The sequence below is a fragment of the Vibrio sp. McD22-P3 genome (genome assembly GCF_021568915.1).
Taxonomy (GTDB): domain Bacteria; phylum Pseudomonadota; class Gammaproteobacteria; order Enterobacterales; family Vibrionaceae; genus Vibrio; species Vibrio mediterranei.
Genome location: NZ_JAKGTN010000033.1, coordinates 1 through 26,099, shown reverse-complemented (window position 1 = coordinate 26,099; position 26,099 = coordinate 1). Strand labels below are relative to the sequence as shown.

Genomic DNA, 26,099 nt, shown 5'->3' with positions numbered 1-26,099 from the left:
CGTACAATAATCAAAGCAGAAGAATATAAATCAAGGGAAGCTATGTTCAAGCGCAGTATTAAATGGATTCTACCATTCGCGATTTTAGGTGTGGCCGCTGGTGGCTTTATGCTAGTGGAGCAAACGGCTCCAGAAATTGAAGACCAAAAACAAGTCGATACCGTCCCAAGAGTTAAAACCCAAATCCTAAAAGCCGAAAATCATCAGGTGCAAATCTCAAGTTTTGGTGAGGTAGTGCCACTTGAGCGCACTGCGTTATCAACACAAGTTTCCGGTGAAGTTACCAGTTGGCATCCGAACTTTGTGGCAGGCGGCGTGGTAAAACGCGGCGAAATTCTTTTCACCATCGAAAAAGATAACTATCAAGCAGCGGTGCTGCAAGCCCAAGCACAACTCGCGCAGGCGCAAGCGGCCTTAATTGAAGAGCGTGCTAAGGCGAAAGTTGCCGAAAGACAGGCAAAGAAAATCAAAGATACCCAAGTCTCGGACCTCTATCTGCGTATTCCTCAAGTGCTAAGCGCTGAGGCCAGCGTTAAATCGGCGCAGGCTGCATTGCGCAGAGCCAATCGTGATCTTGCCAACTGTGAAGTTGAAGCGCCTTATGATGCGTTGGTGGTCTCCAGAAGCATCGGTGTTGGTCAGTACATTACTTCAGGCGCACAAGTTGCGGAGCTGAATAACATTGAATCAGCAGAGGTGATGGTACCCATTGCAGGCTTCGATGCGCCTTTCTTACCTGACAATATTGTAGGAGTGAAAGCCGACGTCATTTCTAAAGGTCGCACTAACTCGGTTCGAGATGGTGTGATTATGCGAGATCTAGGAGTGGTAGACAGTGCTACGCGTATGGCAAACCTAGTGATTCGAATCAAGGACCCTTATGCGCTGACAACGGATGCCAAACCATTACCTTTTGGTTCATATGTTGAAGTGGTCTTCAACGGTAAACAGATCCCAAACCTGTTTAAAGTGCCGCAAGAGTTGGTCACTGATGAGCGAGTCTGGGTTGTCGATCAAGAAGACAAGCTCGTCCCTAAAAGTGTCCATGTTTTGCGTGAAGAGCAGGCAAACTTCTTTATCGATTCTGGTGTGAAAACAGGCGATGAGCTGGTATTAACTGTGCCCGAGTTCCCGCAAATTGGAATGTCGGTGATTCGCTCGAATAGTAATTCAGAGGTATTGGTGAACCAAGGAGAAGCCAGTGAGTAAGTCCACTCAACGCGGCATTATCGCCCTTTTTGCCAATAACTCGGTAGCCGCCAACCTTTTGATGGCGTTTATCTTGATCATGGGAACCGTCAGCTACTTTCTGATTCAGCGCCAGATGTTCCCAAATTTTGAAATCAACTACATTAATGTGACAGCGTCTTACCCAGGGGTTTCTGCTCAGGAAATAGAAGAGACGATCCTAATCAAAGTGGAAGAGTCTCTGAAAGATGTCACCGAGATTAAAAAAGCGGTGACTGACGCTTATCGAGGTGGCGGTGCGGTAACTTTGGAAATTGATACCAAGGCAAACCTTATGGAAGTACTGGATAAGGTAAAGCAGCGAGTCGATGCCATAGCTAGTTTCCCCAAGGCGATGGAGCCGATTAAGGTCACGCAGATAGAGTTTAAGCAAGACGTTATTGGTATGGTGCTGTCAGGCAATACGTCGTTATCAGAGCTGAAAACCATTGCGAAGCAGGTAGAGAAAGAACTATTACAGCTTAATGACGTTTCTTTGGTTGAAGTCAGCTCTCCACCCGATGAAATCGGTATTGAAATTCACCCAGATGAGCTACGAACCTATGATCTAACGCTTGACGATGTAGTTGCGGCGATTCAAAAATACTCGGCAAATTTCTCCGCAGGACAAGTCAGGACTAGTACGGGTTTAGTGTCGATTCGAATTGAGAACCAGTACTACGATGGTTTTGAATTTCGGCAGATACCCGTCAAAGTTGGCGCCAATGGCTCCAAGGTCTTATTGGGTGATATTGCCAAAATAAAAGACGAGTTTACTGAAGGGCAACACTACTTTAAGTATTCAGGTGAGAACGGTATCTATTTGACGGTTAAGGCAACCAAAACCCAAAATATGGTGCCTGTGGCCGAGACGGTGAAGCGCTTTATTGACGCAAGAAATCAAACGTTACCTCATGGTATTCAACTCAACACTTTGATGGATATGACGTTCTATTTGAATGCTCGACTGGATATGATGCTTAAGAACCTGTTGCAAGGTGCGGTTCTGGTAGCGGTTTTGCTGACCATTTTCCTGCGATTCCGCTTAGCTATGTGGGTTATGGTTGGTTTACCGGTCTGTTTCTTAGGAGCGGTTATGCTGATGCCGCTGTTTGATGTCAGTATCAATATCATCACACTGTTCGCGTTTATTATGGTGCTCGGTATTGTGGTAGATGACGCCATCGTCATAGGAGAAAGTGTCTACACCGAGGTTGAAAAAGAAGGTGGAGGGGTCACTAATGTCGTGCGTGGCGCTCAGCGTGTCGCAACCCCTGCAACATTTGGGGTACTGACAACTATTGCTGTGTTTGTTCCGTTCTTATTCTCGACAGGACCAGAGAAGGCTTTTTTCTATGGTCTTTCTATCGTTGTTATTTTCTGTCTGATTTTCAGCTTGATAGAGTCGAAACTCATCCTGCCAGCGCATTTGGCTCATACCAAATTTACCCCAGTCAAAGAGAACAGTTATCGTGCCCGTTTCAATCGCTCATTTTTCCGCTTTGTTAATGGGCCATACAAGCGTACCGTGTCGTGGTGTGTGGAGTGGCGTTGGTCTGTGATGGCTGGCTTTATCGCAATTTTGGTTATCAGTGCGGCAATGCTGACGTCAGGGCATGTACGTATGATCCCTAGCCCTAAAGTTCCGTCTGACTTTCCAATGATCAAAATTGAGATGAACAGCAATGCGTCCGATGAACAAACGATTGATGCGTTACTCACTCTTGAAAAAGTGGTGAGTGAGGTCGACAAGGATATAGAGCAAGAGTACGGGCAGCCTGTTATTCGCGACATGATGACGATTAACACTAGTCGCACCGAAGGCATGATCATCCTTCCTCTTGTTGATGAAGACGTACGTCCAGTTGATGCGTTTGAGCTGTCTCGTCGTTGGCGTGAAAAAATGCCGACGATTGTTGGTCTGAAGTCCATTGTTATTAACGATAATGTGGCTGGTGGCGAAGAGGGCGATGAGTTTGGTTATTTGCTGTATGGCCCTGATATGGAAGTGCTGAATGCCGCTGGACGTGAGCTGATTTCAAAGCTTCAGCTCCAGACGGGGTTGTTTGATATCAGTTCTTCGATGGATACGGGCAGTCGCGAAGTACAACTTTCGCTAAAACCTGTGGCTTATGATCTCGGACTGGATCTCGCTAATGTAGCGTCGCAGGTTGGAGGCAGCTTTTATGGTGGAGAGGCGCAGCGAGTACTTCGGAATACTGAAGAAGTCAGGGTAATGGTTCGCTACCCTAAGTTGACCCGAGAAGCGTTCTCTTCACTGCGCTATGCCTTGATTAATACCCCATCAGGCAAAAAAGTGATGTTGGGCGATGTGGTTAACATCACCAGTAAGCCGGGCATCAACCAAATACGACGTGAGAATGGTTTTAGAACGGTTTATATCTATGGTTCTATTGATGAAGCGGTGATTGAACCCGATAGAGCAGTGAAGAATATTGAAGATAATGTGCTTCCGGAACTACGCGCTCAATTCCCTGAAGTGAAAACTGAGTTAGGTGGCACGATTGAAGAACAACAAAAGCAAAAAGCAGAGCAGATAGTGTTCTTTATTGCAGGGATGATAACGGTTTACATTCTATTAGCTGTGCCATTAAAAAGTTATGCCCAGCCGTTTATCATTATGTCTGTTATTCCGTTTAGCCTAACGGGTGCGATATGGGGGCACTATTTCTATGGCCTTGATATGAGCATGATGTCCACATTTGGTTTGATTGCGGCGGCGGGGGTTGTGATTAATGACTCGTTAGTGATGACTGATTACGTCAACCAAATCAAAGCGCGGTGTGATTGTGCGAAGCAAGCCGTGGTTGAAGCTGGCTGTGCGAGGTTTAGGGCGATAACGCTGACCTCTATCACTACGTTCTTTGGGGTGTTGCCCATCATGTTCGAGACCAGTCTTCAGGCGGCGTTTGTTAAACCTATGGCAGTTGCTTTAGGCTTTGCTGTGATGTACGCCACCGTCGTAACTCTCATTGCCGTTCCGTGCTTATATGTGATTCTTGAGGATATAGGCAAAGCTTTTAGCAAACTGAAACGAGTGTACTTTCCAGTTAAAGATAATCAAAACACAACAGCAGTATGATTGTTGTGATGGTTTTCGATTTTAATTCATTGTAATCATTAAAACTAACCTTTCCCTTTGGTGCTGTATGCCAGAGGGAAAGGGTTGATATTCCTACCTTACTACTTCCTCTTTCTGATTGACCTATTCGATATTTATATACTAATCACTTTGATGTACTTCTAGTCAGCGATTAAAGTTTGCTCTATCAACAGGTGACAAAACACGGTTTTGCTACCGTGAACATATTAGAGGGTTGAAAATGAAGAAGACAATTATCGCGCTTACATTAGCTGCTACAGCATCAAGTGTACTCGTTGGAACCGCCAACGCATGTTCTCGCATCACGCTTGATACGCCATATGGTGTATCTCAAGTTAGAACACTTGATTGGGGACAGAAACTTGGTACGTATGCGATTATGTCACCAGCGGGTGTTGAGGTGGCAACTAAAGCGGTTCCATCGTACAAAACTGCGGCGAAATGGACGGTGAAGTATCCGACATTGAACTTAGAAGAACGTGTCGTGTTTGTTGATACATCGGGTGAGGCTATCAACAATCAAGGTTTATCTGCTTCAACTTTATATATGTACGATTCGCAAGCATTCATCAAGGACTACAAGGACACCGGTGCTCCGGCAGTTAACTGGGGTGATGCCGCAGCTTTTATGGCGCAAAACTTTAAAACGGTAGAAGAAGCGGTCACTGCGTTTGAAGCAAATGAATTCCAGTTTGCTTGGGCCGATGGTATTCATGGTACCCAGCATGGCTTGCATATTTCAGTACAGGACAAATCTGGTGACATTGCTTTGTTTGAGCTCAATGAAGGCGGCAAAATGATGGTGCATCGCGGTTCTGTGAACGACAAACTGCGAGTAATGGCGAACGCCCCTTTGCAGCAATATCACGATGAGAATGCGACAAAAGTAGGTGACTTTAATCATGTCGAAAATGGTCATGACATCGGTTCTACCATCTCATCCCCAGAAAGAATGCTACGAGGCTTGTACAACTCTGCTCATGTTAAGTTTGACCCACAGGCTTCATGGGCACAGACAGAAGGTAAGCTCCAATCCACATTCGATTCAGGGAATCTGGTGCCCCAAGACATTATTGACCCAGCAAACGGTGAAACATATGCCAGCTGGATTCAATATACCTACAACTTCGAAAATGGCTCATTCAAGATGCGCAACTTTGATACGTACAGTGAGATTCGCATCGACCTCAATCAGCTTAACGACATCAAAACCGTATCGTGCGCTGATTTAGTAGAACAAGCTGAGCTATCAAATATCGCTACCTTCTCTACGTGTAGTTAACCCTTCTTATCACTCTGGCAATGCCTTGTGAAATCCACGGATGACCTAATTAAAGGGATTTTTGTTTAATTAGGTATAAATATGAAAAACACTATAACTGCCATGGCTCTAAGTTTGATTACTGCGGGCGTTTGGGCAAATGAAGTGACATCGACTCACCAAAAAGATGTCGCTCCAGAAGCTTCGGTTCAAGATATTAACTATGGCGACCCGACGGCTCTATTCTCAATGGTTGGACTGTCTAGATCAAACGATCGTACTCAACTCAACAGTGTATTTGGTTGGGGACAAGGGCATATGGTCTTCGCTGATTTAGGTATCGGTGACAAGAAAGATATTGAAGGCAAGACAGATATAGATTACCGCGTTCGCTATTTTAAGGTTAACGACGGCCTAGGTTATTCCTTGGATGTCATCGGAAATCGAAATATCACGACGACGCTAGCGGGTGCTATCTACAAGATCGAACTTACCCCTAATATCTCTGTGTTTCCAATGCTTTACGGTGGCTATATGGATAGCAAGCACGACATCGCGGTAGAAGGTAAATCGTCCTTTAAAAACTCGGCGTTAGTTCAAGGCGGTCTTTATGCGATGTATGGGTTTGATGCTGGTCACTGGCTCTATGCCAACCCTAAAGCGACATACATTACTCGCGCCAAAGAATTTGTTTCACAAATAGAAATTGGCGGCGGCTATATGGTGACTGATTACGCGTCCATTGGTTTCAAAGTTGAGCATACCGCGGACAATAAAGTGAGCAAGAAAGACACGGTCAGTTGGCTACAAGCCAGCTATTACTTTTAGTTGAGGTAAACCTGTGGAAGACACACTAGACATTGTTGCCATGTGTGTCATGGATGACCGCAGTTTTATTTTGGCGTTTCTAATCGGTGCGGCCTTTATGATGTTTTGGTTTGAACTTCGTCGCTGGAGTTCAGGCAAGAATAACGCTGAATAGTGTTCTAGCGACGATTAGAACAGGAGGTGCCTTTTAATTAAGGCACCATTTTTAATGACTGCCATGAATTAGCGAACGTTGGTATTGCTTTGGAGTTAGGCCGTAAGCATTCTTAAACAGTCTTATGTAGTGAGAAATATTGTCATATCCGGCTTCATAGGCAGCATCAGTAACACTCAATTTGTTGAGACTTTGTTTTGAGGACTGCAGTCTAAGTTGAGTGAGGTATTGTTTAGGACTTAGCTGTGTTGCTGCTTTAAATTTCTGAGAAAAACTCGACTGAGACAATCCCACTTCTTCTGCTACCTGAGCTAACGTCATCTTTAGTCCCATAGGTGAATTCATAATCCTAATCGCTTTACTGATGGGGTGAGAGCGATGGTTCGAGATGATACTTTGGCAAGTATTATTGCGCAGCAACTCAAACACCAATTCTTGTCCGGTCAGGTCGATCAGAAAGTCCATGCAGGCTTCTTGCTCTCGAAGGATCTCTTGCATTCGAGTGTGTAGTTTGTCGATTCTTTTGTCGATGGAATTGACCGCGAAACTTTGTGACTCTAATGCTGTTGGTGAATCGACTTCTAGAGTATCAGCAACACGTTGACTGACGCCATCAATCATTTGTTCATCGAATTCATACACCAGTGCTTTGGTGTACTCAGGCATCTTCATGTAGATGTTCGAATTAGGTGGTAACAGAACAAATTGGTCACGGTTGTATTGGAAGCTCTGCGACTGATTGACACTCACCGATTTGGTGCCTTTTAAAATGGTACACAGGCGAGGAGCATCGTAAGAGCGGTACTCATCGTGAAAGTCTTTTGGAAGATCGTAATAGAGTAAGTTTAAGCTACCGGTAGATAGTGCGTACTCACGTTCTGCCACTCGACTAAAGCTGTTTAGTTTATGCATAAATAATGCGTCTTTCTGTTTTCATCGCCTGAAAGCTAATAGTAGGGAGATGGCAAGAAGGTAACATTGATCTGAGTTAGGAAAGGCGGGAGCTTTTTAAACGCAAAAATGCAGGCAATCGGTTGGCCTGCATTTTTGTGATGTTGCACGTTAAACGTGTCGAATAATTACAGCGCTGAATCTAAGATGGCTACGATTTCTTCGTGGTTTGCTTGTTTAGGGTTGGTGAAACCACAAGCGTCTTTTAGCGCGTTCTCTGCAAGTACATCGAAGTCGTCGCGTTTTACACCAAGCTGTTCAAGACCAGCCGGAATGTTCACATCTTTAGATAGCTGACGAATAGCATCAAGACCTGCATTCGCGGCTTGCTCATCAGTCATGCCACTAGTATCAACACCCATGGCGCGCGCGACGTCAGCTAAGCGTGCAGGTACTACCTTAGCGTTATACTGCTGAACGTGTGGTAGCAAGATTGCGTTACATACACCATGAGGAAGATCGTAGAAGCCACCAAGTTGGTGAGCGATAGCGTGAACATAGCCCAGTGAAGCATTGTTAAACGCCATACCTGCCATAAACTGCGCATAAGCCATGTTGTCACGTGCAGTTAGATTGTCACCGTTTTGCACCGCCTCACGAAGGTTTGCTTGCACCATTTCGATAGCTTTGATCGCAACGGCATCCGTGACTGGTGTAGCTGCGATAGACACATAAGCTTCAATCGCGTGCGTAAGTGCGTCCATCCCAGTTGCCGCTGTAAGAGACGCAGGCTTAGCCAGCATCAACTCAGGGTCGTTTACAGAGATAATTGGCGTCACATTCTTGTCTACAATCGCCATTTTGATGTGGCGAGCCTCATCTGTGATGATGCAGAAACGTGTCATTTCAGAAGCAGTGCCTGCCGTTGTATTGATTGAGATCAGCGGTAGCTGAGGCTTCGCTGATACATCAACACCTTCGTAGTCTTTGATTTCTCCGCCGTTAGTCGCAAGCAATGCGATACCTTTTGCGCAATCATGAGGGGAGCCGCCACCGAATGAAATCACACAATCACACTGATTGCCTTTTAGTAGCGCTAAGCCATCGTTCACGTTCTCGATAGTTGGGTTTGGTTTAGTCTCGTCAAACACAACCGCTGCTACGTTTGCACTATCAAGCAAAGTAGTGAGTTTACTTACTGCGCCCAGCTCGTTTAAAACCTTGTCGGTAACGATAAGAGCTTTAGTAAAGCCATGTGATTTGATAGCGTTTACCGCTTCTTCAAGACAGCCGACACCCATTAGGTTTAATGATGGAATATAGAAAGCGTTAGACATGCTCTACCTCGTTCAATGTTTAATAATATTTTTGACCGCACATCTCAAGAAACAGTGGCATTACCGCGGGGGCAGTAATGCACTCGTACTACCACTTTAGAGGTGCTTTTTATCGTTGATTGAAGAGTAACAGTAGGTTTGAATAGCAAACTAGCGCAGATTTTATAGAAATAGTCGAAATTTGATTAGCCTGAATGTTATGAGAATATTTATATTATAAATTAGTAGGTTAGCGGATTAAAAAGAAGTGCAAAGTCGGTGACTAAGCGACTCTGCACTTCGAGGGGGAGGCGGTAAGGTGATACCGCCGATTTTTCTCTGTTGAAGGTGATTCAACAAATTGAGAAAGGGTTTACATCACGAGTCCGTTATCATTGCGCTAAAGCGACTTTCATCTGTTCGGCGACTTTGTCGACCTTTCCTAGTCCTATGATGACTTGAATACCGTTCTTACCAATTGGAACAACACCTGCGGCACCAAGTTGTTTGAGTTTTTCTTTGTCTACAATGCCAGAGTCTTTTACTGATAGGCGTAGGCGAGTAATACAATTGTCTACTTCAGTAATATTGTCACTACCACCTAGGGCTTCAATATACTGGTGAGTTAAGCCTTCGATACCTTGATCACCGCCTACCGCTGTTTCTTGCTCTGGAGCCATGTCTTCACCACGACCTGGCGTTTTTAAGTTGAATTTCAAAATAGCGAAACGGAACACGCAGTAGTAAATGGCGAAGAAAACTAAGCCCTGCACAATAAGCATATACCACTGAACAGCAAGCGGGTTTTGACTAGACAGGACTAGGTCGACAAAACCGGCGGAGAAACCAAATCCTGCGATCCACTGCATACTTGCAGCAATATATAGTGAAATACCAGTCAGTACGGCGTGAAGTAAGTACAGACCTGGAGCTAGGAACATAAAGCTAAACTCTAGTGGCTCAGTAATTCCTGTAAAGAAAGAGGCCATCGCAGCAGCAAGCATGATAGAGAACACGGCTGATTTGTTCTTTTTATCTGCACAGTGGTAAATCGCCAATGCTGCACCAGGAAGACCAAACATCATGATTGGGAAGAAGCCCGCTTGATACATGCCAGTCACACCAACCGTAGCCGTTCCGTTAGCAATAGACTGAGCACCGCCTAAGAAATTAGGAATGTCATTAATGCCAACGACATCAAACCAGAAAACAGGGTACAGGGCGTGGTGCATGCCAACGGTCAACATTAATCGGTTAAAGAAGCCAAATAGACCTGCTCCTAATGCACCCATAGATTGAAGTTTAACGCCGAACACGATAAGAGCGTCATACACTACAGGCCAGACATATAGAAGCACGAAGGCTAACAGCATACCCGCAATAGAAGTCAGAATAGGGACTAGGCGCTTTCCACTGAAGAATGCCAGCGCTTTAGGTAGCGTTACACCTGAGTAGCGATTGTAGATTTCAGCAGAGACTATACCGACAATAATACCAACAAATTGGTTGGAGATTTTGCCAAAGGCTGCCGGAACTTCGTCAGCACTAATACCTTTAAGTTGCTGCACGGTTTCTGGAGAAAGAAGAGTTGTCAGTACTAAGAAGCAGATAAAACCAGACAATGCAGCAGAGCCATTCTTGTCCTTGCTTAAACCAAATGCAACACCAACGGCAAACAACACTGCCATGTTATCGATGATTGCACCGCCGGACTTAATTAAAAACGCAGCAAGGGTACTGTCTGCTCCCCAACCTGTTGGATCCAACCAATATCCAACCCCCATTAAAATCGCAGCGGCAGGCAGGGTGGCCACTGGAACCATTAATGCCTTACCTACTTTTTGCATATAGCCGAGTATGTTCATTCAAACCTCTTTGTGTTTATTATCCACGGAACTTGCGCCCTGTACTTGCTTACAACGACAGGGTGTTTATTCGTTTTCTAGTTGCTATTTGAAACTTATTTATCGATGCGAACAAACTAATTTTCGGGTACTATGAATTAAAATTTTTAATAAGTAGAGGCCGTGTTATGGCGAATGAACAAACCTTATTGAGGAATCTGCATACCTTCCATGTCGCAGCAAAAGTACTGAGTTTTACCCTTGCAGCGAAGGAATTGCACTTGACTCAGGGTGCGGTGAGCCATCGAATTAAGGTGCTTGAGAAGTCGCTTGGTTTTAATCTATTCACCCGAGGCACAAGGAAGCTGGGGCTTACAGAGGAGGGCGAACGGTTTCATCAAACGCTTTCAAAATCGTTGTACTCCATTTTTGGTGAGATCGAAGAAATTAAATCGACGGATATGAGTGGGGAGATCACGATAGCCAGTTCGCCAAATTTTGCCTCGTCTTGGTTAGTACCAAGACTCAAAGATTTTAATCAGCGCTACCCCAACTTTAATGTAAATATTCTTGTCCACGAAGAGCAACAGAACTTCGAGAATGACCAAGTTGATATCGCGTTTTATTATGGCGATGACAAACCAAAGGACTGCTTCGTTAAACCTCTCTTTGGTGAGCGCTATATTCCTATTTGTTCGCCTGAATACGCTCAACGATTTAAGCTCTTTGAACGTGGCCTAGATGGACTGAAAGAGGTCAATCTTATACATGCACTAGGGTCAAATGTCTGGGAGCGCTGGATTAAATATCACGACTATGATCTCAATATCTTTAGACACTTTTATTGTGTTGGGCATCGAGGGTTAGACCTGACCGGAGCCCTGAACTCACTTGGCTTAGCGATGGGGAGGTATTATTTTGTTAAAGACTATATTGAGAGAGGCGAGTTGGTTTGCCCTTACCCTTCAATGAGCACTAGCCAAACTTATGATTTGGTATGTCTAAATGGTCATGAAGAAAGACCAAAAATCCGGACATTTATTCATTGGATCGATAGCCAACTCTAATGTTGGCTATCGGAACGAAAATTTAGAATGGATGATCAACCATAATCCAGAAGTTAGTGCTTTCTGGAGACTTAGCTAAATCGGCACGAACGACCAATCCGGCCATCAATGCACGAACTGATGCGCCGCCATCGTACTTGAGATCGGTAAGAAGTTCGTTCGCCGTGTAGGCAGAACCTACGCGACCTACCTCAACAAAGCCTACAAGTTGGATCCAGTCTACTCTCAAGAAATTCAACCAAGAGATATCTTTAATAGGGTTATAGGCCAACGTATAACGATATTCTGCAGAGCCATAAATCACGGCTTTGTCGTGGAATCTGTTATTGTCGTAACCACGCATACGAGTAAAGCCACCTAAAGTTGCCCCCTCATTATAAGGTGCATTTCCGTTTATAGACTGAGTGCCATTAGGGTTATCCGTAACTTCCCAAGTAGGTGAATAACCGGTCCAGAAGTTCATCGCGATAATTCGTTGTGATGCCCAATCCGACTTGCCGAGCGAAAAGTATTTGCTCATATCAAGTTCGTTGAACGACCACTGCTTTTTAGACTCAAACCAGCCCCAATCGTGAGAAGTTGCGATGTATTGTCGGCTACCGTAGGAAGGGTTGGGGGCAAAGTCGGTATTATCGTAGAGTATGCCAAACTCCATCGCATGAATCGCGCCGTCGACGTCCCCTTGTTGAAACTCAAAAGATTGGTATCGATTAAATTGGCGAGCTACAAAGATAGTTGAGCCGCTGGTCAACGGATTCCACTCTTTACCTCCGGAAGGCTCTGAGACTAACAAACCGTTGCGGATCTGATAGTCAACGAGTCCTTTGTCTCTGGTTACACCAATAGGAAGTACATACTCCATCTTGATATCAAACCAGTTAGATGCGCCATCCGCTTCCAAATAATCTAGATTAGATGAGCCATTGCTACCGGGACGAGGTGGGGTGTAATAGGCATTACCTGAAGTATAAGCACGTTGTTTTGGGTAATATCCAAACATGCCGTATGCACTCAAGAACACGCGTTCGGTTCCTGGAATCATGTAGTTCCAAACACCTCCAGCTAGTGCATAACTGGTTTCACCTCCAAAGACAGTGCCACCTATGGTCATCTGGTCTTGGTAGATACCTTTTATCATGCCGCCAACACCGACATTAAGCCCCATGGTTTCTGTACTAAATAGGTAAGGTAGTACCATGGATTCTCTAATTCTGTCTGGCGTTTCCTGTCGGTCAATACGCGACTTGACGTTAGTTGGTGTCGCTCCTTGCGCCACCACTGCAGTGAGTGAGCACGATATAGCAGCGATGACACTTATAATACGGCGATATGTCATACGAGTTAGACTTCCTTGTGAGATTTTTCATTCTTATTATGGTGTAACGATAAATAGCCTAACGTTATTTTAGGAGATAGAAAACACTAAGTGGTTATTTTGGCGGCTTTTTAACAATGGTTTTGTAAATTTAGTGGTTATACGTGCAAATATAGAAAACCCAAGCCGTGGCTTGGGTTATAGAGTAGCGAGTGAAGATTACTACATACGTGCCTTTAAATATTCCAAAGCCCCAACCACAGACGCTACTTGAGCATCGTTACACTCTTGTGAGGTGACTTTTGGACTGTCTGGATAAACTTCAGTTGTGGTTGAGTACTCACAATCCGTCATGCCGGTGCAAAGGCTGAGCTTTTTCAGTGGGTAATTGATGACGCCATGCTGAACGACTTTAGAACCGATAATATTGCCATTTTGGTCTGGCGGGGCAATATGAGTCACTTTTTCTACATGTTGAATGATCGTCGCTTGAAATTCATCTGCGGGATTCTCGGTATTGCCGACAAGATAGAAACCGTCAGGAACATTGTCCTCGATGTAGTCGAGACCATCGCGTGCCGCTAGTGCTGGTCGAAACTCGCTTTCATCTGTATCCGTTGTTTCATGTAAATCGATATGTGCCCAAACAGTGGTATCTAACGATGCAACCATCGCCATGAGGTTCGCAGACTCTTCTGCTGGTGAATCTGTATAGAAAGAGCGATTAGGGTCGACAGCATTCGGGTTCCAACGATTGATCGTTTCATAACCCCAAGGACTGACACATGGTGCGATAACAATGTTGAACAGGGACTCGTAGTGAGAGGCGTTTTCTCTGGCGAACTGAAGCGCACCGTGGACGCCAGAAGTCTCATAACCATGAACACCACCAGTAACAAGAACCGTTGGCTTCTGTGAATCCCAAGATTTGGTTTTTAATACGAAGAGTGGGAATCGATCAACATCATATGAAAGCGCACCATATTGCTCAATATTGAAGGTATCTTTTAACGCTGCGATCTTTGGGAGTACATCTTCGCTGTACAGACGCTTAACAGTAGTCGATTCGCGCCATTGGATAACGTTTTCCTCAGTCCATTTCTGTCCTGGGGTACCGATAGGGTAGTGAAACTGGTTTTTCATGGTTTCCATTCTCGATATTGCTTGTGCTGCAAGAATAGCTTTGCAAGGTTTAACGTGCAACGAGCATGGTGTGAAGATTGTGACAAATCATTTTCGGACCACTGAGCTAGCGGTCCAAACGGTTCGATTGATCGCGTTTAATCGCGGTTTGCTTGTTCAATCGCTGACATGAGTTTGTCAGAAATCAGGGCTTTTTGATTGGTGGTGAAATCAAACATGACGATCGTGGCTGTCCCCGTCGTGGTGACTTTGCCAAGCTTCTTGCTGACCACTTGATATTCCATCTTAAAGCGGTCTTCTTGTACCTCAGTAATTCGAGAGCCGACAAGTAATGTATCGGGGTAGGTGACAGGCAGTTTATAGCGGCAATAGGTTTCCCCAAGTACTGGGCCTATATTCGTGACTGCCATGTCTTCCATTAGATTAATGTGACTGAAGTAGTCGAGTCGCGCGGTTTCAAAGTATCGAAAATACACTGCGTTATTGACGTGATTAAGTGCATCCATTTCGCCCCAAGCGACAGGGATCTCTGTAACGACAGAGTAGTCCTTAAGTAATGATTCCATATTGTTATCCCTTATTAAGTTTGTGCATTTACTCTATTTTGGAATTAACAATAATGCAACATTAACGGTGCGAAGTTGAGTACCCCGTTTGGGGGTTTATTCAATAGGTAGGGTTGAGAGGCATTTTCGGCACAAACACAGATCGGATTTTTCGATGGAAGACGTATCGCGCTTGTCCAGTTCAAAGCACCAACAGGTATCGTGGCCCGCCGAGATGTCACAATAGGCGGCTTCTCGACATTTGGGGCAAACGTGTGTGGTTGCAGAACCTGCTAACTGCTCCATTTTGTCATCGCGTTCTTCTTCTTCCATTAAACGCCATGCAGACAACTCGTCCATGGTACGAAAGCAACCAGAACACATGCCACCTTCGTTTTTACAGGCGGCTTTACAGGGAGTGGCGATAGCAATAGTTTTAGTCATAGATTTAAATCAATAGGTTGCACAGTTTGTTCTAGAGCGGTAGAATTAAATGGTAATAATTATCATTTGCAAAAAATAAATGACGACACTCTTTTTAATTATTGGCGTGATGTTTATTCTCGCCTTAGCTCGCAAGCTTGCATTCTCCAACATAGCGCTCGCTTTGTTAAGTGGATATTTAGTGTTGTGGCTCTATTTGGATAACTCCACCCTAACGGCAATCTGTTTGCTGCTGTTTGCACTGTCGCCAATTTTGGTGCGAGTAAAAAGCCGCAATATTAGTTTTATCTTGTTCATTCAAGCTTTAATTTTGCCAGTTGCGATTCATTTTGGGATGACGTCGCTGCCGATTCAGTAACGTTCCCTAATCAATAAAAAAGGCTCCCATTGAGAATGGGAGCCTTGACGATAAGTACATCAGTAAAAATTACTTCACTTGCCAGTTGACCGTTTCTCCGCCACGGATAGGTACAACAATGTCATTACCGAATGGCATGGTTTCTGGCACGTTCCATTCAGATTTCTCTAGCGTGATAGTATCTGTGTTACGTGGTAGTCCATAGAAGTCTGGGCCGTTGTGGCTTGCGAATGCCTCTAAATTCTCTAGCTTGCCTTCTTGCTCGAATACTTCTGCGTATAACTCTACTGCTGCGTGAGCAGTGTATGAGCCAGCACAGCCACAGGCCGCTTCTTTTTTGCCTTTAGCGTGTGGTGCAGAGTCAGTACCTAAGAAGAACTTCTTACTTCCGCTAGTTGCCGCTTCTACTAATGCTTGTTGATGCGTACCGCGTTTTAGAATTGGTAGGCAGTAGAAGTGTGGCTTGATACCACCAACGAGCATATGGTTGCGGTTATACATCAAGTGGTGTGCGGTAATTGTTGCTGCTACGTTGTCATTGGCATTTTTAACAAACTGAGCTGCATCGGCTGTCGTAATATGCTCAAGAACGATCTTAAGGTTAGGGAAGTCGTTAACGATTGGAGCCAGTACCGTATCGAGGAACTCTTTTTCACGGTCGAAGATGTCAACGTCGTGAGTAGTCACTTCACCGTGAACCAAAAGTAGCATTCCAACTTCTTCCATTGTCTCTAATACAGAGTAGATGTTCTTTGCTGAAGTCACGCCAGAATCTGAGTTCGTTGTTGCACCTGCTGGGTACAGTTTTGCCGCTACCACACCTGCCGATTTGGCTTTACGAATTTCTTCTTGAGAGGTGTTGTCGGTTAGGTACAGCGCCATTAGAGGCTCAAACTGCTCAGATGGTTTTTCGGCCATGATGCGCGCTTTATACGCAAGTGCCATTTCAGTGTCAGTGACAGGTGGGATAGTGTTAGGCATGATCAATGCGCGGCCGTTGTAGCGACTGATGTCACGAACGGTATCTTTTAGTACTTCGCCATCGCGAAGGTGAACGTGCCAGTCGTCAGGACGAGTAATAGTCAATGTAGTCATTTGGGCTCCCACCAAGTTAGATTCTTCTTGAAACGGAGCCTAAACGGCCGCGAAAAATGTGAATGCAATCGCTTACGTTTAGGCGACAGGATGATAGAGGAAAACGACTTAGATTTCACTATGTTTCTGGGACAATGTGCAAAAAGGCGTTAACATTGTGCTCTGCAAATGGACATAACAACAAAAAGGGCTCAGTCGTGGCAAAATCTACTCTGCTTTCCCAAATCAATATCTATCCAGTTAAGTCAGTTGGAGGTATTTCTCTTTCCTCTTCATGGGTTGAAAAACAAGGGCTTTGTTTTGACCGTCGTTTTATGGTGGCATTGGCCGATGGTTCAATGGTGACCGCACGCAAATACCCTAACATGGTAAAAGTGTCATCCAGCCTTCTACCGACAGGTATTATCTTCACTTACCCTGGACTGCCTCCTTTAAAGCTGCAATACAGTACATTTAAAATGCAGGATACGGCCGCTACAGTATGGGCAGACAGTTTCTCTGCTTACACGACAACAGATGAAGCGGATGATTGGTTCAGTGAAGTATTGAATCAAAGGGTTGAGCTACTTTTCACTGGCGAGCAATCAAACCGGGTAAGAGAAAAACTGGGTCATAATGTGAGCTTTGCAGACGGCTATCCTTTACTTATCATTAGCTCCGGTTCACTAGCGGAATTGAATAAGCGAAGCAGTGAAGTACATAGTATGGAGCAATTCAGAACCAACTTAGTGGTTGACTCGGACGAGCCATTTATCGAGGACTCATGGAAGAGAATTAAGATCGGTGATGTAGAGTTTGAAGCTGTAAAGCCATGTGAGCGTTGCATTCTGACAACAGTTGATGTCGAAAGAGCGGAATTCAGAGCCAGCAAAGAACCGCTAACGACCTTCTCACGCTTCCGTGCCAATGAACGCGGTGGCGTGTTCTTTGGTCAAAACCTTGTGGCAAAGAATGAGGGTATGATTCGCACTGGTGATGCTATCGAAGTACTGGAATACAAAGACAAAGAGTACTACGAGGATCTGGATGCGAACAAACAAGAATTTGTTTGTGTCGAGCGAGAGCATGTCGCGAGGAATTTTGAAACTTTTTGGTTAGAACCTCAGAAAGGTGCAATGCCAAGCTACAAAGCAGGCCAGCATTTACCGATAGAACTCAATATGGATGGTAAAGCGGTCAAGCGCTTGTATACCTTATCATCAAGTCCAAGTCGTCCTGGACGCTTAGCGATATCGGTGAAACGAGTTGATGGTGGAGAAGTATCGAATAGGCTGTTTGATCATTTTCAAGTAGGTGACACCTTGATTGCCGATAAGCCTAACGGTTCATTCCATATTGCCAACTCTGAACATGAGCCGCTGTTATTATTATCTGCAGGAAGTGGCGTAACTCCGATGATGTCGATGTTGCGCGACCTTACCGACCAAAACGATATACGAGATGTGGTGTTCTACCATCAATGTTCGACTTACGCTGATATCCCATTTGCGAATGAGTTGAAAAACCTAGAGAAGCAAAATAAAAATCTCACGGTGATATTGGCACTGACGCAACCATCAGAGGATTGGCAGGGATTAAAAGGACGTTTTAGTTTGTCCCATCTAAAACAAATTGCCGACCTTACTGAGAGACAAGTCTTCGTTTGTGGACCTGACGGCTTTATGCAAAAAGCAAAGAACTTGATGTTGAAGAAAGGACTACCTGAAGATCACTACCACCAAGAGGCTTTTGGGGTCGCTACTGCAACGGAACAAGTGGTTAAAACCGTACAAATTAGTTTAGATGGTACGGTGTTTGAGGGGGACAATCAGCAAACGATTCTAGAGCAAGCAGAAAAAGCCGGTCTTGCAGTTGCTCACAGTTGCCGTGCGGGGTTTTGTGGCGCGTGTAAGGTTACGGTAGAGTCGGGCTTAGTTCATCAGCCTGATGTACCGGCGATTCAAGACAGTGAAATTGCAGAAGGAAAGGTTTTAGCTTGTTGTGCAGTACCACAGACAGATGTGGATATTGTCAGTTAAATAGGGAATTGCGAGGCTGTTTGGTGCCAGTGTCCAACTGGCACCGACTTTCTATTTATTGCCTACTTTGAAGCACTCACTATACGTTGATGCAACGAATCTTTTAGTACCGCTCTATTGTGTTTCAGTTGATGCATTTCGGTATCTTCGATAGGAGAACCGTTCAGTTCTAACACACGAATTTCTTTATCCAGCGCGTTGTAGTTTTTCGTGTCAGCTGCAAAGCCTTCATCGCTTGCCGCAAGGGCATGAATAACGTCTTGATGCTCTGGAAATTCCTTCAGAAGAGAGTGATCTTCGCCTAACATAGCAACCCCTTTTATTGGTGAACAATAGTTTTCGCTTGGGCATTCGCACAAGTGACTCTGGGTGCCAACGGCACTTGTGATCACTAGTGCTGTTATAACAATGGCACATCTTTAAGCTGATTAAAAGTTGAGCGATGGCAAGATCTGATTTCAGAGAGGTAAATCACAGGGTTAAAAAAAGCCAGCAAATAATTGCTGGCTCTATGAAGGAAATCAACTTAGTCGTAGATCGTTGGGATTGGCTCGCGTTTATGTTGTGTTGCTTTATAAATGGCAACGAGGCGATCACTGACTTCTTGAGATACAGGCTTACCTTCGAGGAAATCGTCAATCTGATCATAAGTCAGGTTGAGCGCATCTTCGTCCGCTTTTTGAGGTGCGAGTTCTTCCAGATCTGCAGTCGGTGTTTTCTTAACGAGTTGCTCTGGCGCGCCAAGGGTATCCGCTACTTCACGAACTTGGCGTTTGCTCAGGCCAAATAACGGGGCAAGGTCACAAGCACCGTCACCAAATTTGGTGTAGAAACCAGTAATGTTTTCTGCCGAGTGGTCCGTACCTAGCACTAACCCTCCCACGTATCCCGCGATTTCATACTGAGCAACCATGCGAGCACGAGCTTTTACGTTACCTTTTACAAAGTCGACCTTTGCGCTGTCTTCTGGTAGTAGACCTGTGCCTTCTAGAGCTATATGTGAAGCGGCGTGCAAACCGTCAACGCCCGCTTTAATGTTCACAGAAACAGAATGAGTTGGTTCAATGAAAGACAAGGCTAGTTGTGCTTCGTCTTCATCTTTTTGTTCACCATAAGGTAGGCGAACAGCGATAAACTGATAGTCGCTAGAATTACTTTCTTCATTCAGTTCATTCACTGCAAGTTGAGCAAGGCGACCACAAGTTGTTGAGTCAACACCACCACTGATACCCAGGACGATAGATTTGCAGCCAGATTGCTGAAGTTTTGACTTGATAAAAGCAACGCGGCGTTCAATCTCAAAGCGTGGGTCAATAGACGGAAGCACGCGCATTTCGTCTCGAATTAGTTGTTCCATGTGGGATCCCTTTTCCTGCAAGCAAAAAATATTTTCTCGTATGATACCTACGAAAATCGCTGAAAAAAAGTTACAGTTAGGGTCAATCTATGCAGAGAGACGATTTATTGAGATACATATGACAAAAATAGCGATATTTGGTAGCGCTTTTAATCCTCCTAGCTTTGGGCATAAGAGTGTTATTCAATCTCTGAATCATTTTGACAAAGTACTATTAGTTCCTAGTATCTCTCATGCATGGGGGAAAAGTATGCTCGATTACAGCATACGTTGTCAGTTAGTGGACATGTTTATCTCTGACATTGGACAAGCCAATGTTGAACGTTCCAACATTGAAGAGTCTCTTTACGAACCAGGAACCTCTGTGACAACTTTTGCTGTATTGGAGGCGTTAGAAAAAAGATACCCAGAAGCTGAACTAACTTTTGTTGTTGGTCCCGACAATTTCTTCAGCTTTAGCAAGTTTTATAAAGCGCAAGATATTGTTGAGCGGTGGTCCATTCTCGCTTGCCCTGAAAAAGTGAAGATCCGCTCGACGACGATACGATATAGTTTGTCACAAGGTTTGAATGTAGATCACTTAACGACGCTTAGCGTCGCTCAACATTTGGTCGCACATAAGCTATATTGATAAAGATTATAACAAGGACGAAAAATAAAAATGAAAGCAAGGTGGAGTTGTATTGCTTTAGTAGTAGTGGTGAATAGTCCTCTCGCATTCGCATTTTGTGAGAGCAATACGAACAAATCTGTTGTTTTAAAAGCGACGGAGGAAGAGTCGTTTTGCTCGCTTATTTCTAAACCCTTCAACTATATTGGCAACCAAGTTATTACGCTTGGTGGTTTAATAGAAGACGAACCTCCTATCAACTCTCTACAAGATTCTTATTGGGATCAATGGCTTCTTACGCAAGAATCCGAACCTGTGCTAACAGGTAACATAGAAAATAGTTTTGTTGGTATTGGTTTATGGGTACCTGAGGAAATCGCTCGTCATAAAGACGAAATGTCGATGCAAGAATGGCTGATGGCACAAGGGCTTCATTTCGGCGTTGGCTTTGGTGAAAAAGGTAAAGAACCACGTTTACGCTTGGACTACCGTTGGCATCAAGACTACCAAGGCGATATGATGATGCAGGTGGAAGTGCCGTTTTAGTATCTAAGAAGGTAACTCTCTTCATTACTATCCAATCTCTTTAAAGCAGATTACTTCAGCAATCTGCTTCCTACATAAGTACTAATTCTCTCTAAAAAATACCCATATTAAATAATCACTTATTGAATCGTGAGAAAAATAATATTTATTAATCTATTTATATGTAAGAAATAACTTGCTTACGTGAGAATATTTGCTAAATAATAGATGTAGGAAAAATATAAGGTGTGTAAGAAATGAAGTATTTGTCATTATTTTTGCTTTTAACCTCTACATCTGTACTATCAGAAAGTATGTTAAAGAAGCCAGTTAACGAGGTTTCGAAGGTGAACAGCAACCCTGTTAGTGGCCAAATTACCTTTAAAGGAAAGATCATGCAGGAACCTTGTGCGTTAAATGTAAGGGATTTCTCAACCAAGATACAAAAGAAAACAAATAACTGTGTTGAGTATACAGCCGAAAAAATCGAAGTATTTAATGAGAGAACAGTCGAAAGTGCTTCTGTTCTAATCGTCAGCTACATCTGATAAATAGAGCTACTACTTAAATATTGAAGTCAATTGAGTGATGTTGATCTCTGTTTTGGATTAATAATAATTAACACCGAATAATAGGATGGTTTGTTATTTTCTTGTGTTTAAGCTTGGATATGTAAGTCGTTTCGATTTACATTGAATCTTAAATATGAGGTAAGTATGAAAAACTACATATTAGTATTTGGTAGTTTAGTAAGTTCGTCTTTAGTTTATGGGCTTGAAATTGAATCAGTAACAAGAGGGGATGAGTTTACTACTGTAGGATTTCCTATTATTGCGTCAGATAATTCAGACTTAATCTATCATTATAAAGAAGATGGTAGTGTTAATGACTATGTTTGGATGGTCGATGATAAAATCATATCGAAGGGAGTGGCTTATACTCCAAGTGAGAGTGATACAAATAAAGACATAAAACTCTGTTTAATTGAAAAAGGTGATTTTAACTGTTCAAATACATTAAAGATAATTACTAAATTTGGTAATAACGATGCTCAGCTTCGAAACAGCAGAGCACCTAATACTGATATTAATGATTACTGGGAGGTGAATAATACGATAACCAATGAAGAGATTATCAATGACGAAGATACCTCTGTAAAAATCAAATTAAGTGTGGATTACATTGGAGCAGCAAGTATAGATGAATTACCATCTGGCTCTCCATATGTCACAGATCTATTTTATACACTGAAGTCTGATACTACAGTACTTCAGTCAACCTCTCGTTTGCCAGGTTTTACTCATAATACCTCCAATCAATCTACAAGTTATAACACAACAATCTCACAGTTGAACCTTTCATCGGTACCTTTGGTTAGTCTTTGCACTTTTGGCTTATCCTCACATGGGGCGAGTCCTACAATCGAACCTTCGTCTTGCAGCACTAGACTCGTAACAGAAAGACCGGAAAACCTTGGTAATTGGGTACAGCCGCCAACAAAAGAGCAATTCACTCTGTTGTTCCCTGGTCAGAGCTATCTGCAGGAAACCGTCGGCAGTAAAACGTATGTAGCATCACCACGTTTGACCAATACAGGTATCAACCTTGTTGAAAGCTACTGTAAATACATTTCGCCACGCGCCACTCCACCAACAAGTAGTGAGCTTAAGTCTTTAGCTCAAAACACATCGATATTTGATGATAGCTGGCCTGGAATGACCAACTATTGGACCAATACTACAACGACTAATGGTCCGTTTACCTTTGCTGGAATTACTTGGGCTGAAACAGTATCTATCTCAGGCACGAATACAACCCAAATTGCCCCAAGCGAAGTCTATAACGGATATCTAAGTTGTATTGTTAAAGATGAGTCTAAATAAAAGCTTTATGTCTCATTTAAAAGAGCTTTGGAAATAATAAAACCAAAATTGGAGTTAATGATGAATAAAACATCGTTATTGTTCCTCTTGGGTGCAATTGGCCCTTTAGGAAGCGCTTACGCAATGTCAGTTGATATTGAAAGTAAAGTTGAAGACAGTGAAATATTGTTAGGTAGAATAAATAATGAGCTTGCAACAAACTATGTCGGCGATAAGCTCATTGAACTTAAATGGGTGACGAAAGAAGGAAAAACGATTTCCACTAAACCTTATTTAATTCCCAACAGTTCGATGAAAGATATACGTTTTTGTGTGTCAAGTGAACAGACAGCAACCTGTTCGACATCATGGTCGACCAACCATGCGTTAAGGTCAGCTTCGTCGCCTAAGTTCACTGCGGGAAATACCGCTAATCTAACAGTGCGCGTACTCGATAATGATTCGTTAAAATATGAGGAACCTGCTACCTCGATTAGTAACTTCGACATTATTAGTGGAAGGTTTGGTTTTCACTACACCGAACAACTCGATCAACATGGTCATGTGGTAATGAATATGATCAGCTACAGCCAACCTTCAATTTTCCTCACGCTGCCGTCTATTGAGTCTAATATGAAGACCATTAAAGCGTGTTCGGTCGGTGGTTTCTATTTAGATGAGCCGACTTACATTGAATCATGCACACCAAGTTATGAAATTGATAGTTCTCCAGTAGAACCGGAGCCTGAAGAATCTGTTCTATGCTTGTATCAGCACCCCAACTATAAGGGCAACAAGAAGTGCTTTGATGAAGAAGAGATAAACCATTCTAAGGACATGACCTCGCCGAAGTTTCCACACTTAATGGCAAATTATGGATTGGTAGATTCGAGCAGCCTTACTATCAAATCAGGGTACCGAGCAACGGTCGGTAATTTTTCTGGCCATAACTCAACGATTAACGACACATGGAATAAATCCGCTACTTACCTAGGTAATACAGTTGGGGATAAGGGTAAACACGTTTTTCTTGAGAGAGATGACACTTATGGTTGTTTCTTTCAGCACCATGCATTGCATTATGGTGAATTCGAACGGGCAATCAGCCAGTGTGTAGAAGTTGGAGAGAAAATCGAGCAACTTACCCCGCTGAAATCTGGACTTCAGCGTACGCTCTCTACCATCACAATGCATCCGGGTCTTACCATTACTTTATATTCTGACCTTGGTGGTAACAGTAAGCTCGGAACTTACAACCAAGCACGATTTTGGACTGGCTCTGGCTATCCAAATGATCGCGCGAAGTCGTTTAGTATTTCCGTAGATAAAAACTACAGTTTTTACCTAGTCAACGGTAATACGCTGTTACGCAGTCTCGAAAACAGTAGCCTGGCTTTAAAAAACCTCATCACTGAGAAGGGCGATCTACACCTGGTCACGTCTGATGGGCATTGGACTAGAAACTTTGTACTTCCTGAGGGCGTTCCAGAATTCACCCGTTTGAAGTTTGAGCGTAAATCTACATACCACTTTAATGTGGTTAATGGTGATACAACTTACACACCTAAACGTGGTGAAACCTTAGTCGTTACCTATATCAATAATCAGTGGGTGTTAAGTGGTGATAAAAGCGATAGCGAGGTTACTTGGAGTTCGGTTTTAGGCGTAAAAAGTAACAACGCAGCTACGCAGTCAGTTTCCTCTTCGAAAGTGCTATATATTCGAGCGGGAGCTGCCATTGATGCCATAGGAACCTCTCGTAGTAACCTTCATGGTGGCTCAGGTGGCGGCTTGTATCAAGTTAGCCTAACGGGTCTAAAATCGGTTACGGCGACAAGAGGTGATTTTCGATGGGGTGGCCGTCAGTTAGTTGCTCTAACATTTCACTATCAGAATGGTAGTCAAAAGTTGATCGGTTCTAAGCGCTATGCGACTAATCGTACAGAGCAAAGTGCGGCTGTGCCTGCGGGGCAGGAGGTCAAAGGTTTGAACGTTTGGTCCAATGGTTGGTTGGTAAGTGGTTTACAACTCAAGTTTGGGGATTGATTCAAGATTTACCTAGCTTAAACATTTAAAAGGTTCCTATTAAGGAGCCTTTTATTTAGTAATACTAAGCGTACGATATGATTTAGTGAAGGAAAATGCCGGCATTCAGGTGGGAAAAATCTTACTTAAAGATAATTGCACAGAATATATAATAGACATGTATTCTTAGACCAGAAGCGATTGACAATCAATGAAATTAATTAAATTCGTACTATTTTCGTTGTCGTTATTTTTTTCTTACTATACTTATGCACTAAATAGTGGTGAATGTACATACTCTAATCAAAAACTAACATACTCAGGGGTTAACCTTCCTAGTTCAAATGACGTGTATAAAGATGGTGAGGTTTTGGGGCAACTTATATTGTCAACCAACTATTCTTGTAAGACAAACTCGATAACAAATAATAGTGTGGTACTCCAAGTTGGAACTAGAGGAGCAGGAAACAGTCACATAAGTGCTAAGCGGTATAACAGTAATGTTGCTGGGATTGTTCTTGAGGCAAAATTCACAGTAGCACAGGCGGCAAGCTTTAATAATGAGGTTATATTCAAACAGTTCAAAAAGCCGCAATATTCTAACAATCAAAATGTAAGTGGAACGTTCAACCAACCATTATTTGATGTCATTAAATCTGGTGAAATAAGCAGTGCTACATCGGTAACACTAAATCTTCAAAATCCATTTAGGTTAGTCAGTTTTATCTACAATACGGCGACAACTGGTGGCGTCTACTTTAGTCCAACCAATGTTCCAGATACCGCTCCCATTCCAGTTTATAATGCATCATGCAGTGTGACACATCCTACAAACGTTCAAGTCCCCGCTCTGGTTAAAGGTATTAGAGATGAAGTAAGCAGTTACTTTAACATAGTCCTCAATTGTGTCGATAAATCCGTCATGCAAAATAACGTGCAGCTAACTGTCACTCCAGTAAATATGACGAACGTAACAATGACTGGAGACAAGCGGCGTTTTTCAAGGTAGTTGTCATCATTTGCTTGCTTATTAAGCAGCTTCTCTTTCTGGATTTAGGTGGACTTCGCCAACAGGCTCACAGTTCCTGAT

Annotated in this window: 23 protein-coding genes; 13 read left to right on the top strand and 10 right to left on the bottom strand. The window is 43.5% G+C overall.

Translation table 11 applies throughout. The features are described from left to right. Window positions 1–42: 42 nt before the first annotated feature. From L2W36_RS25510 to L2W36_RS25490, 5 genes are all read left to right on the top strand, one after another. Window positions 43–1,209: an efflux RND transporter periplasmic adaptor subunit gene (locus tag L2W36_RS25510; RefSeq protein ID WP_038227226.1), complete on the top strand. Its 1,167-nt coding sequence runs from the start codon at window positions 43–45 to the stop codon at window positions 1,207–1,209. Further along, a complete protein-coding gene (locus L2W36_RS25505; protein WP_038227225.1) occupies window positions 1,202–4,330 on the top strand; it encodes an efflux RND transporter permease subunit in 3,129 nt (1,042 codons plus the stop codon). The genes L2W36_RS25510 and L2W36_RS25505 overlap by 8 nt, the downstream gene beginning before the upstream one ends. A gap of 241 nt (window positions 4,331–4,571) precedes the next feature. Continuing rightward, the gene (locus L2W36_RS25500) at window positions 4,572–5,633 is read left to right on the top strand and encodes a linear amide C-N hydrolase (protein ID WP_236111916.1); all 1,062 of its coding nucleotides are present in this window, start codon (window positions 4,572–4,574) and stop codon (window positions 5,631–5,633) included. An 81-nt stretch (window positions 5,634–5,714) separates the two neighbouring features. Continuing rightward, on the top strand, window positions 5,715–6,440 hold the full coding sequence (locus L2W36_RS25495; RefSeq protein WP_236111915.1) for a hypothetical protein: 726 nt from the start codon (window positions 5,715–5,717) through the stop codon (window positions 6,438–6,440). A 13-nt stretch (window positions 6,441–6,453) separates the two neighbouring features. Continuing rightward, window positions 6,454–6,594 (top strand): hypothetical protein, encoded by a 141-nt coding sequence (locus L2W36_RS25490; RefSeq protein WP_006070900.1) that lies wholly within the window; start codon window positions 6,454–6,456, stop codon window positions 6,592–6,594. A gap of 51 nt (window positions 6,595–6,645) precedes the next feature. Here the strand turns inward: L2W36_RS25490 and L2W36_RS25485 are convergent, their stop codons facing one another. The 3 genes from L2W36_RS25485 to nagE all read right to left on the bottom strand — a co-directional run bounded on the left by L2W36_RS25485 (window position 6,646) and on the right by nagE (window position 10,666). Further along, entirely contained in the window at window positions 6,646–7,506 is an 861-nt protein-coding gene (locus tag L2W36_RS25485; protein WP_236111914.1) for a helix-turn-helix transcriptional regulator, read from the bottom strand. A gap of 167 nt (window positions 7,507–7,673) precedes the next feature. After that, a complete protein-coding gene (gene yiaY, locus L2W36_RS25480; protein ID WP_236111913.1) occupies window positions 7,674–8,822 on the bottom strand; it encodes an L-threonine dehydrogenase in 1,149 nt (382 codons plus the stop codon). 371 nt (window positions 8,823–9,193) lie between these two features. After that, on the bottom strand, window positions 9,194–10,666 hold the full coding sequence (gene nagE / locus L2W36_RS25475; RefSeq protein WP_236111912.1) for an N-acetylglucosamine-specific PTS transporter subunit IIBC: 1,473 nt from the start codon (window positions 10,664–10,666) through the stop codon (window positions 9,194–9,196). Between the two features lie 167 nt (window positions 10,667–10,833). On the opposite strand from nagE, the gene L2W36_RS25470 reads away from it, so the two are divergent. Next, window positions 10,834–11,712: a LysR substrate-binding domain-containing protein gene (locus tag L2W36_RS25470; RefSeq protein ID WP_006070908.1), complete on the top strand. Its 879-nt coding sequence runs from the start codon at window positions 10,834–10,836 to the stop codon at window positions 11,710–11,712. A 22-nt stretch (window positions 11,713–11,734) separates the two neighbouring features. On the opposite strand, the gene L2W36_RS25465 is transcribed toward L2W36_RS25470, so the two are convergent. The 4 genes from L2W36_RS25465 to L2W36_RS25450 form a co-directional block, all read right to left on the bottom strand. After that, window positions 11,735–13,048: a BamA/TamA family outer membrane protein gene (locus tag L2W36_RS25465; RefSeq protein WP_006070910.1), complete on the bottom strand. Its 1,314-nt coding sequence runs from the start codon at window positions 13,046–13,048 to the stop codon at window positions 11,735–11,737. A gap of 201 nt (window positions 13,049–13,249) precedes the next feature. Next, on the bottom strand, window positions 13,250–14,170 hold the full coding sequence (locus L2W36_RS25460) for a M14 family metallopeptidase (RefSeq protein ID WP_236111925.1): 921 nt from the start codon (window positions 14,168–14,170) through the stop codon (window positions 13,250–13,252). Window positions 14,171–14,307: 137 nt separating this feature from the next. Further along, window positions 14,308–14,736, bottom strand: coding sequence for an acyl-CoA thioesterase (locus L2W36_RS25455; protein ID WP_038227218.1), 429 nt, complete (start codon window positions 14,734–14,736; stop codon window positions 14,308–14,310). A 96-nt stretch (window positions 14,737–14,832) separates the two neighbouring features. Continuing rightward, window positions 14,833–15,141, bottom strand: a complete 309-nt coding sequence (locus L2W36_RS25450; protein WP_236111924.1) for a DUF1289 domain-containing protein — start codon at window positions 15,139–15,141, stop codon at window positions 14,833–14,835. A gap of 97 nt (window positions 15,142–15,238) precedes the next feature. Here L2W36_RS25450 and L2W36_RS25445 point away from each other — a divergent pair, with 97 nt between their 5' ends. After that, complete coding sequence (locus L2W36_RS25445) at window positions 15,239–15,517, top strand: hypothetical protein (protein ID WP_006070915.1); 279 nt, start codon at window positions 15,239–15,241, stop codon at window positions 15,515–15,517. Window positions 15,518–15,586: 69 nt separating this feature from the next. Here the strand turns inward: L2W36_RS25445 and pyrC are convergent, their stop codons facing one another. After that, a complete protein-coding gene (gene pyrC, locus L2W36_RS25440; RefSeq protein WP_031495203.1) occupies window positions 15,587–16,612 on the bottom strand; it encodes a dihydroorotase in 1,026 nt (341 codons plus the stop codon). Between the two features lie 134 nt (window positions 16,613–16,746). Between pyrC and L2W36_RS25435 the strand changes: the two genes are divergently transcribed. Continuing rightward, window positions 16,747–18,630 carry a hybrid-cluster NAD(P)-dependent oxidoreductase gene (locus tag L2W36_RS25435; protein WP_268980858.1) on the top strand — a complete coding sequence of 628 codons (1,884 nt, stop codon included), beginning with the start codon at window positions 16,747–16,749 and terminating at the stop codon, window positions 18,628–18,630. A gap of 62 nt (window positions 18,631–18,692) precedes the next feature. On the opposite strand, the gene L2W36_RS25430 is transcribed toward L2W36_RS25435, so the two are convergent. Together L2W36_RS25430 and nadE are read right to left on the bottom strand one after the other, a co-directional pair. After that, window positions 18,693–18,938: a YdcH family protein gene (locus L2W36_RS25430; RefSeq protein ID WP_006070919.1), complete on the bottom strand. Its 246-nt coding sequence runs from the start codon at window positions 18,936–18,938 to the stop codon at window positions 18,693–18,695. Window positions 18,939–19,156: 218 nt separating this feature from the next. Continuing rightward, the gene (gene nadE, locus L2W36_RS25425) at window positions 19,157–19,987 is read right to left on the bottom strand and encodes an ammonia-dependent NAD(+) synthetase (RefSeq protein ID WP_006070921.1); all 831 of its coding nucleotides are present in this window, start codon (window positions 19,985–19,987) and stop codon (window positions 19,157–19,159) included. Between the two features lie 118 nt (window positions 19,988–20,105). Between nadE and L2W36_RS25420 the strand changes: the two genes are divergently transcribed. The 5 genes from L2W36_RS25420 to L2W36_RS25400 all read left to right on the top strand — a co-directional run bounded on the left by L2W36_RS25420 (window position 20,106) and on the right by L2W36_RS25400 (window position 26,018). Then, window positions 20,106–20,618, top strand: a complete 513-nt coding sequence (locus L2W36_RS25420) for a nicotinate-nicotinamide nucleotide adenylyltransferase (protein WP_038222203.1) — start codon at window positions 20,106–20,108, stop codon at window positions 20,616–20,618. Between the two features lie 30 nt (window positions 20,619–20,648). Next, on the top strand, window positions 20,649–21,143 hold the full coding sequence (locus tag L2W36_RS25415; protein WP_006070923.1) for a hypothetical protein: 495 nt from the start codon (window positions 20,649–20,651) through the stop codon (window positions 21,141–21,143). Window positions 21,144–21,838: 695 nt separating this feature from the next. Continuing rightward, on the top strand, window positions 21,839–23,005 hold the full coding sequence (locus tag L2W36_RS25410; RefSeq protein ID WP_006070926.1) for a hypothetical protein: 1,167 nt from the start codon (window positions 21,839–21,841) through the stop codon (window positions 23,003–23,005). A 60-nt stretch (window positions 23,006–23,065) separates the two neighbouring features. Continuing rightward, window positions 23,066–25,030 (top strand): beta-prism lectin domain-containing protein, encoded by a 1,965-nt coding sequence (locus tag L2W36_RS25405; protein ID WP_236111910.1) that lies wholly within the window; start codon window positions 23,066–23,068, stop codon window positions 25,028–25,030. A 190-nt stretch (window positions 25,031–25,220) separates the two neighbouring features. Next, the gene (locus L2W36_RS25400) at window positions 25,221–26,018 is read left to right on the top strand and encodes a hypothetical protein (RefSeq protein ID WP_236111909.1); all 798 of its coding nucleotides are present in this window, start codon (window positions 25,221–25,223) and stop codon (window positions 26,016–26,018) included. Window positions 26,019–26,099: the final 81 nt, after the last annotated feature.

Bases quoted from the DNA above. Each gene is read 5' to 3' on its own strand.
- L2W36_RS25430 (WP_006070919.1), bottom strand. From the start codon at position 18,938: ATGTTAGGCGAAGATCACTCTCTTCTGAAGGAATTTCCAGAGCATCAA.
- L2W36_RS25460 (WP_236111925.1), bottom strand. From the start codon at position 14,170: ATGAAAAACCAGTTTCACTACCCTATCGGTACCCCAGGACAGAAATGG.
- L2W36_RS25410 (WP_006070926.1), top strand. From the start codon at position 21,839: ATGAAAAACTACATATTAGTATTTGGTAGTTTAGTAAGTTCGTCTTTA.
- L2W36_RS25465 (WP_006070910.1), bottom strand. From the start codon at position 13,048: ATGACATATCGCCGTATTATAAGTGTCATCGCTGCTATATCGTGCTCA.
- L2W36_RS25500 (WP_236111916.1), top strand. From the start codon at position 4,572: ATGAAGAAGACAATTATCGCGCTTACATTAGCTGCTACAGCATCAAGT.
- L2W36_RS25400 (WP_236111909.1), top strand. From the start codon at position 25,221: ATGAAATTAATTAAATTCGTACTATTTTCGTTGTCGTTATTTTTTTCT.
- L2W36_RS25510 (WP_038227226.1), top strand. From the start codon at position 43: ATGTTCAAGCGCAGTATTAAATGGATTCTACCATTCGCGATTTTAGGT.
- nagE (WP_236111912.1), bottom strand. From the start codon at position 10,666: ATGAACATACTCGGCTATATGCAAAAAGTAGGTAAGGCATTAATGGTT.
- L2W36_RS25445 (WP_006070915.1), top strand. From the start codon at position 15,239: ATGACGACACTCTTTTTAATTATTGGCGTGATGTTTATTCTCGCCTTA.
- L2W36_RS25495 (WP_236111915.1), top strand. From the start codon at position 5,715: ATGAAAAACACTATAACTGCCATGGCTCTAAGTTTGATTACTGCGGGC.
- L2W36_RS25405 (WP_236111910.1), top strand. From the start codon at position 23,066: ATGAATAAAACATCGTTATTGTTCCTCTTGGGTGCAATTGGCCCTTTA.
- L2W36_RS25415 (WP_006070923.1), top strand. From the start codon at position 20,649: ATGAAAGCAAGGTGGAGTTGTATTGCTTTAGTAGTAGTGGTGAATAGT.
- L2W36_RS25455 (WP_038227218.1), bottom strand. From the start codon at position 14,736: ATGGAATCATTACTTAAGGACTACTCTGTCGTTACAGAGATCCCTGTC.
- L2W36_RS25435 (WP_268980858.1), top strand. From the start codon at position 16,747: ATGTGCAAAAAGGCGTTAACATTGTGCTCTGCAAATGGACATAACAAC.
- nadE (WP_006070921.1), bottom strand. From the start codon at position 19,987: ATGGAACAACTAATTCGAGACGAAATGCGCGTGCTTCCGTCTATTGAC.
- L2W36_RS25470 (WP_006070908.1), top strand. From the start codon at position 10,834: ATGGCGAATGAACAAACCTTATTGAGGAATCTGCATACCTTCCATGTC.
- L2W36_RS25485 (WP_236111914.1), bottom strand. From the start codon at position 7,506: ATGCATAAACTAAACAGCTTTAGTCGAGTGGCAGAACGTGAGTACGCA.
- pyrC (WP_031495203.1), bottom strand. From the start codon at position 16,612: ATGACTACATTGACTATTACTCGTCCTGACGACTGGCACGTTCACCTT.
- L2W36_RS25420 (WP_038222203.1), top strand. From the start codon at position 20,106: ATGACAAAAATAGCGATATTTGGTAGCGCTTTTAATCCTCCTAGCTTT.
- yiaY (WP_236111913.1), bottom strand. From the start codon at position 8,822: ATGTCTAACGCTTTCTATATTCCATCATTAAACCTAATGGGTGTCGGC.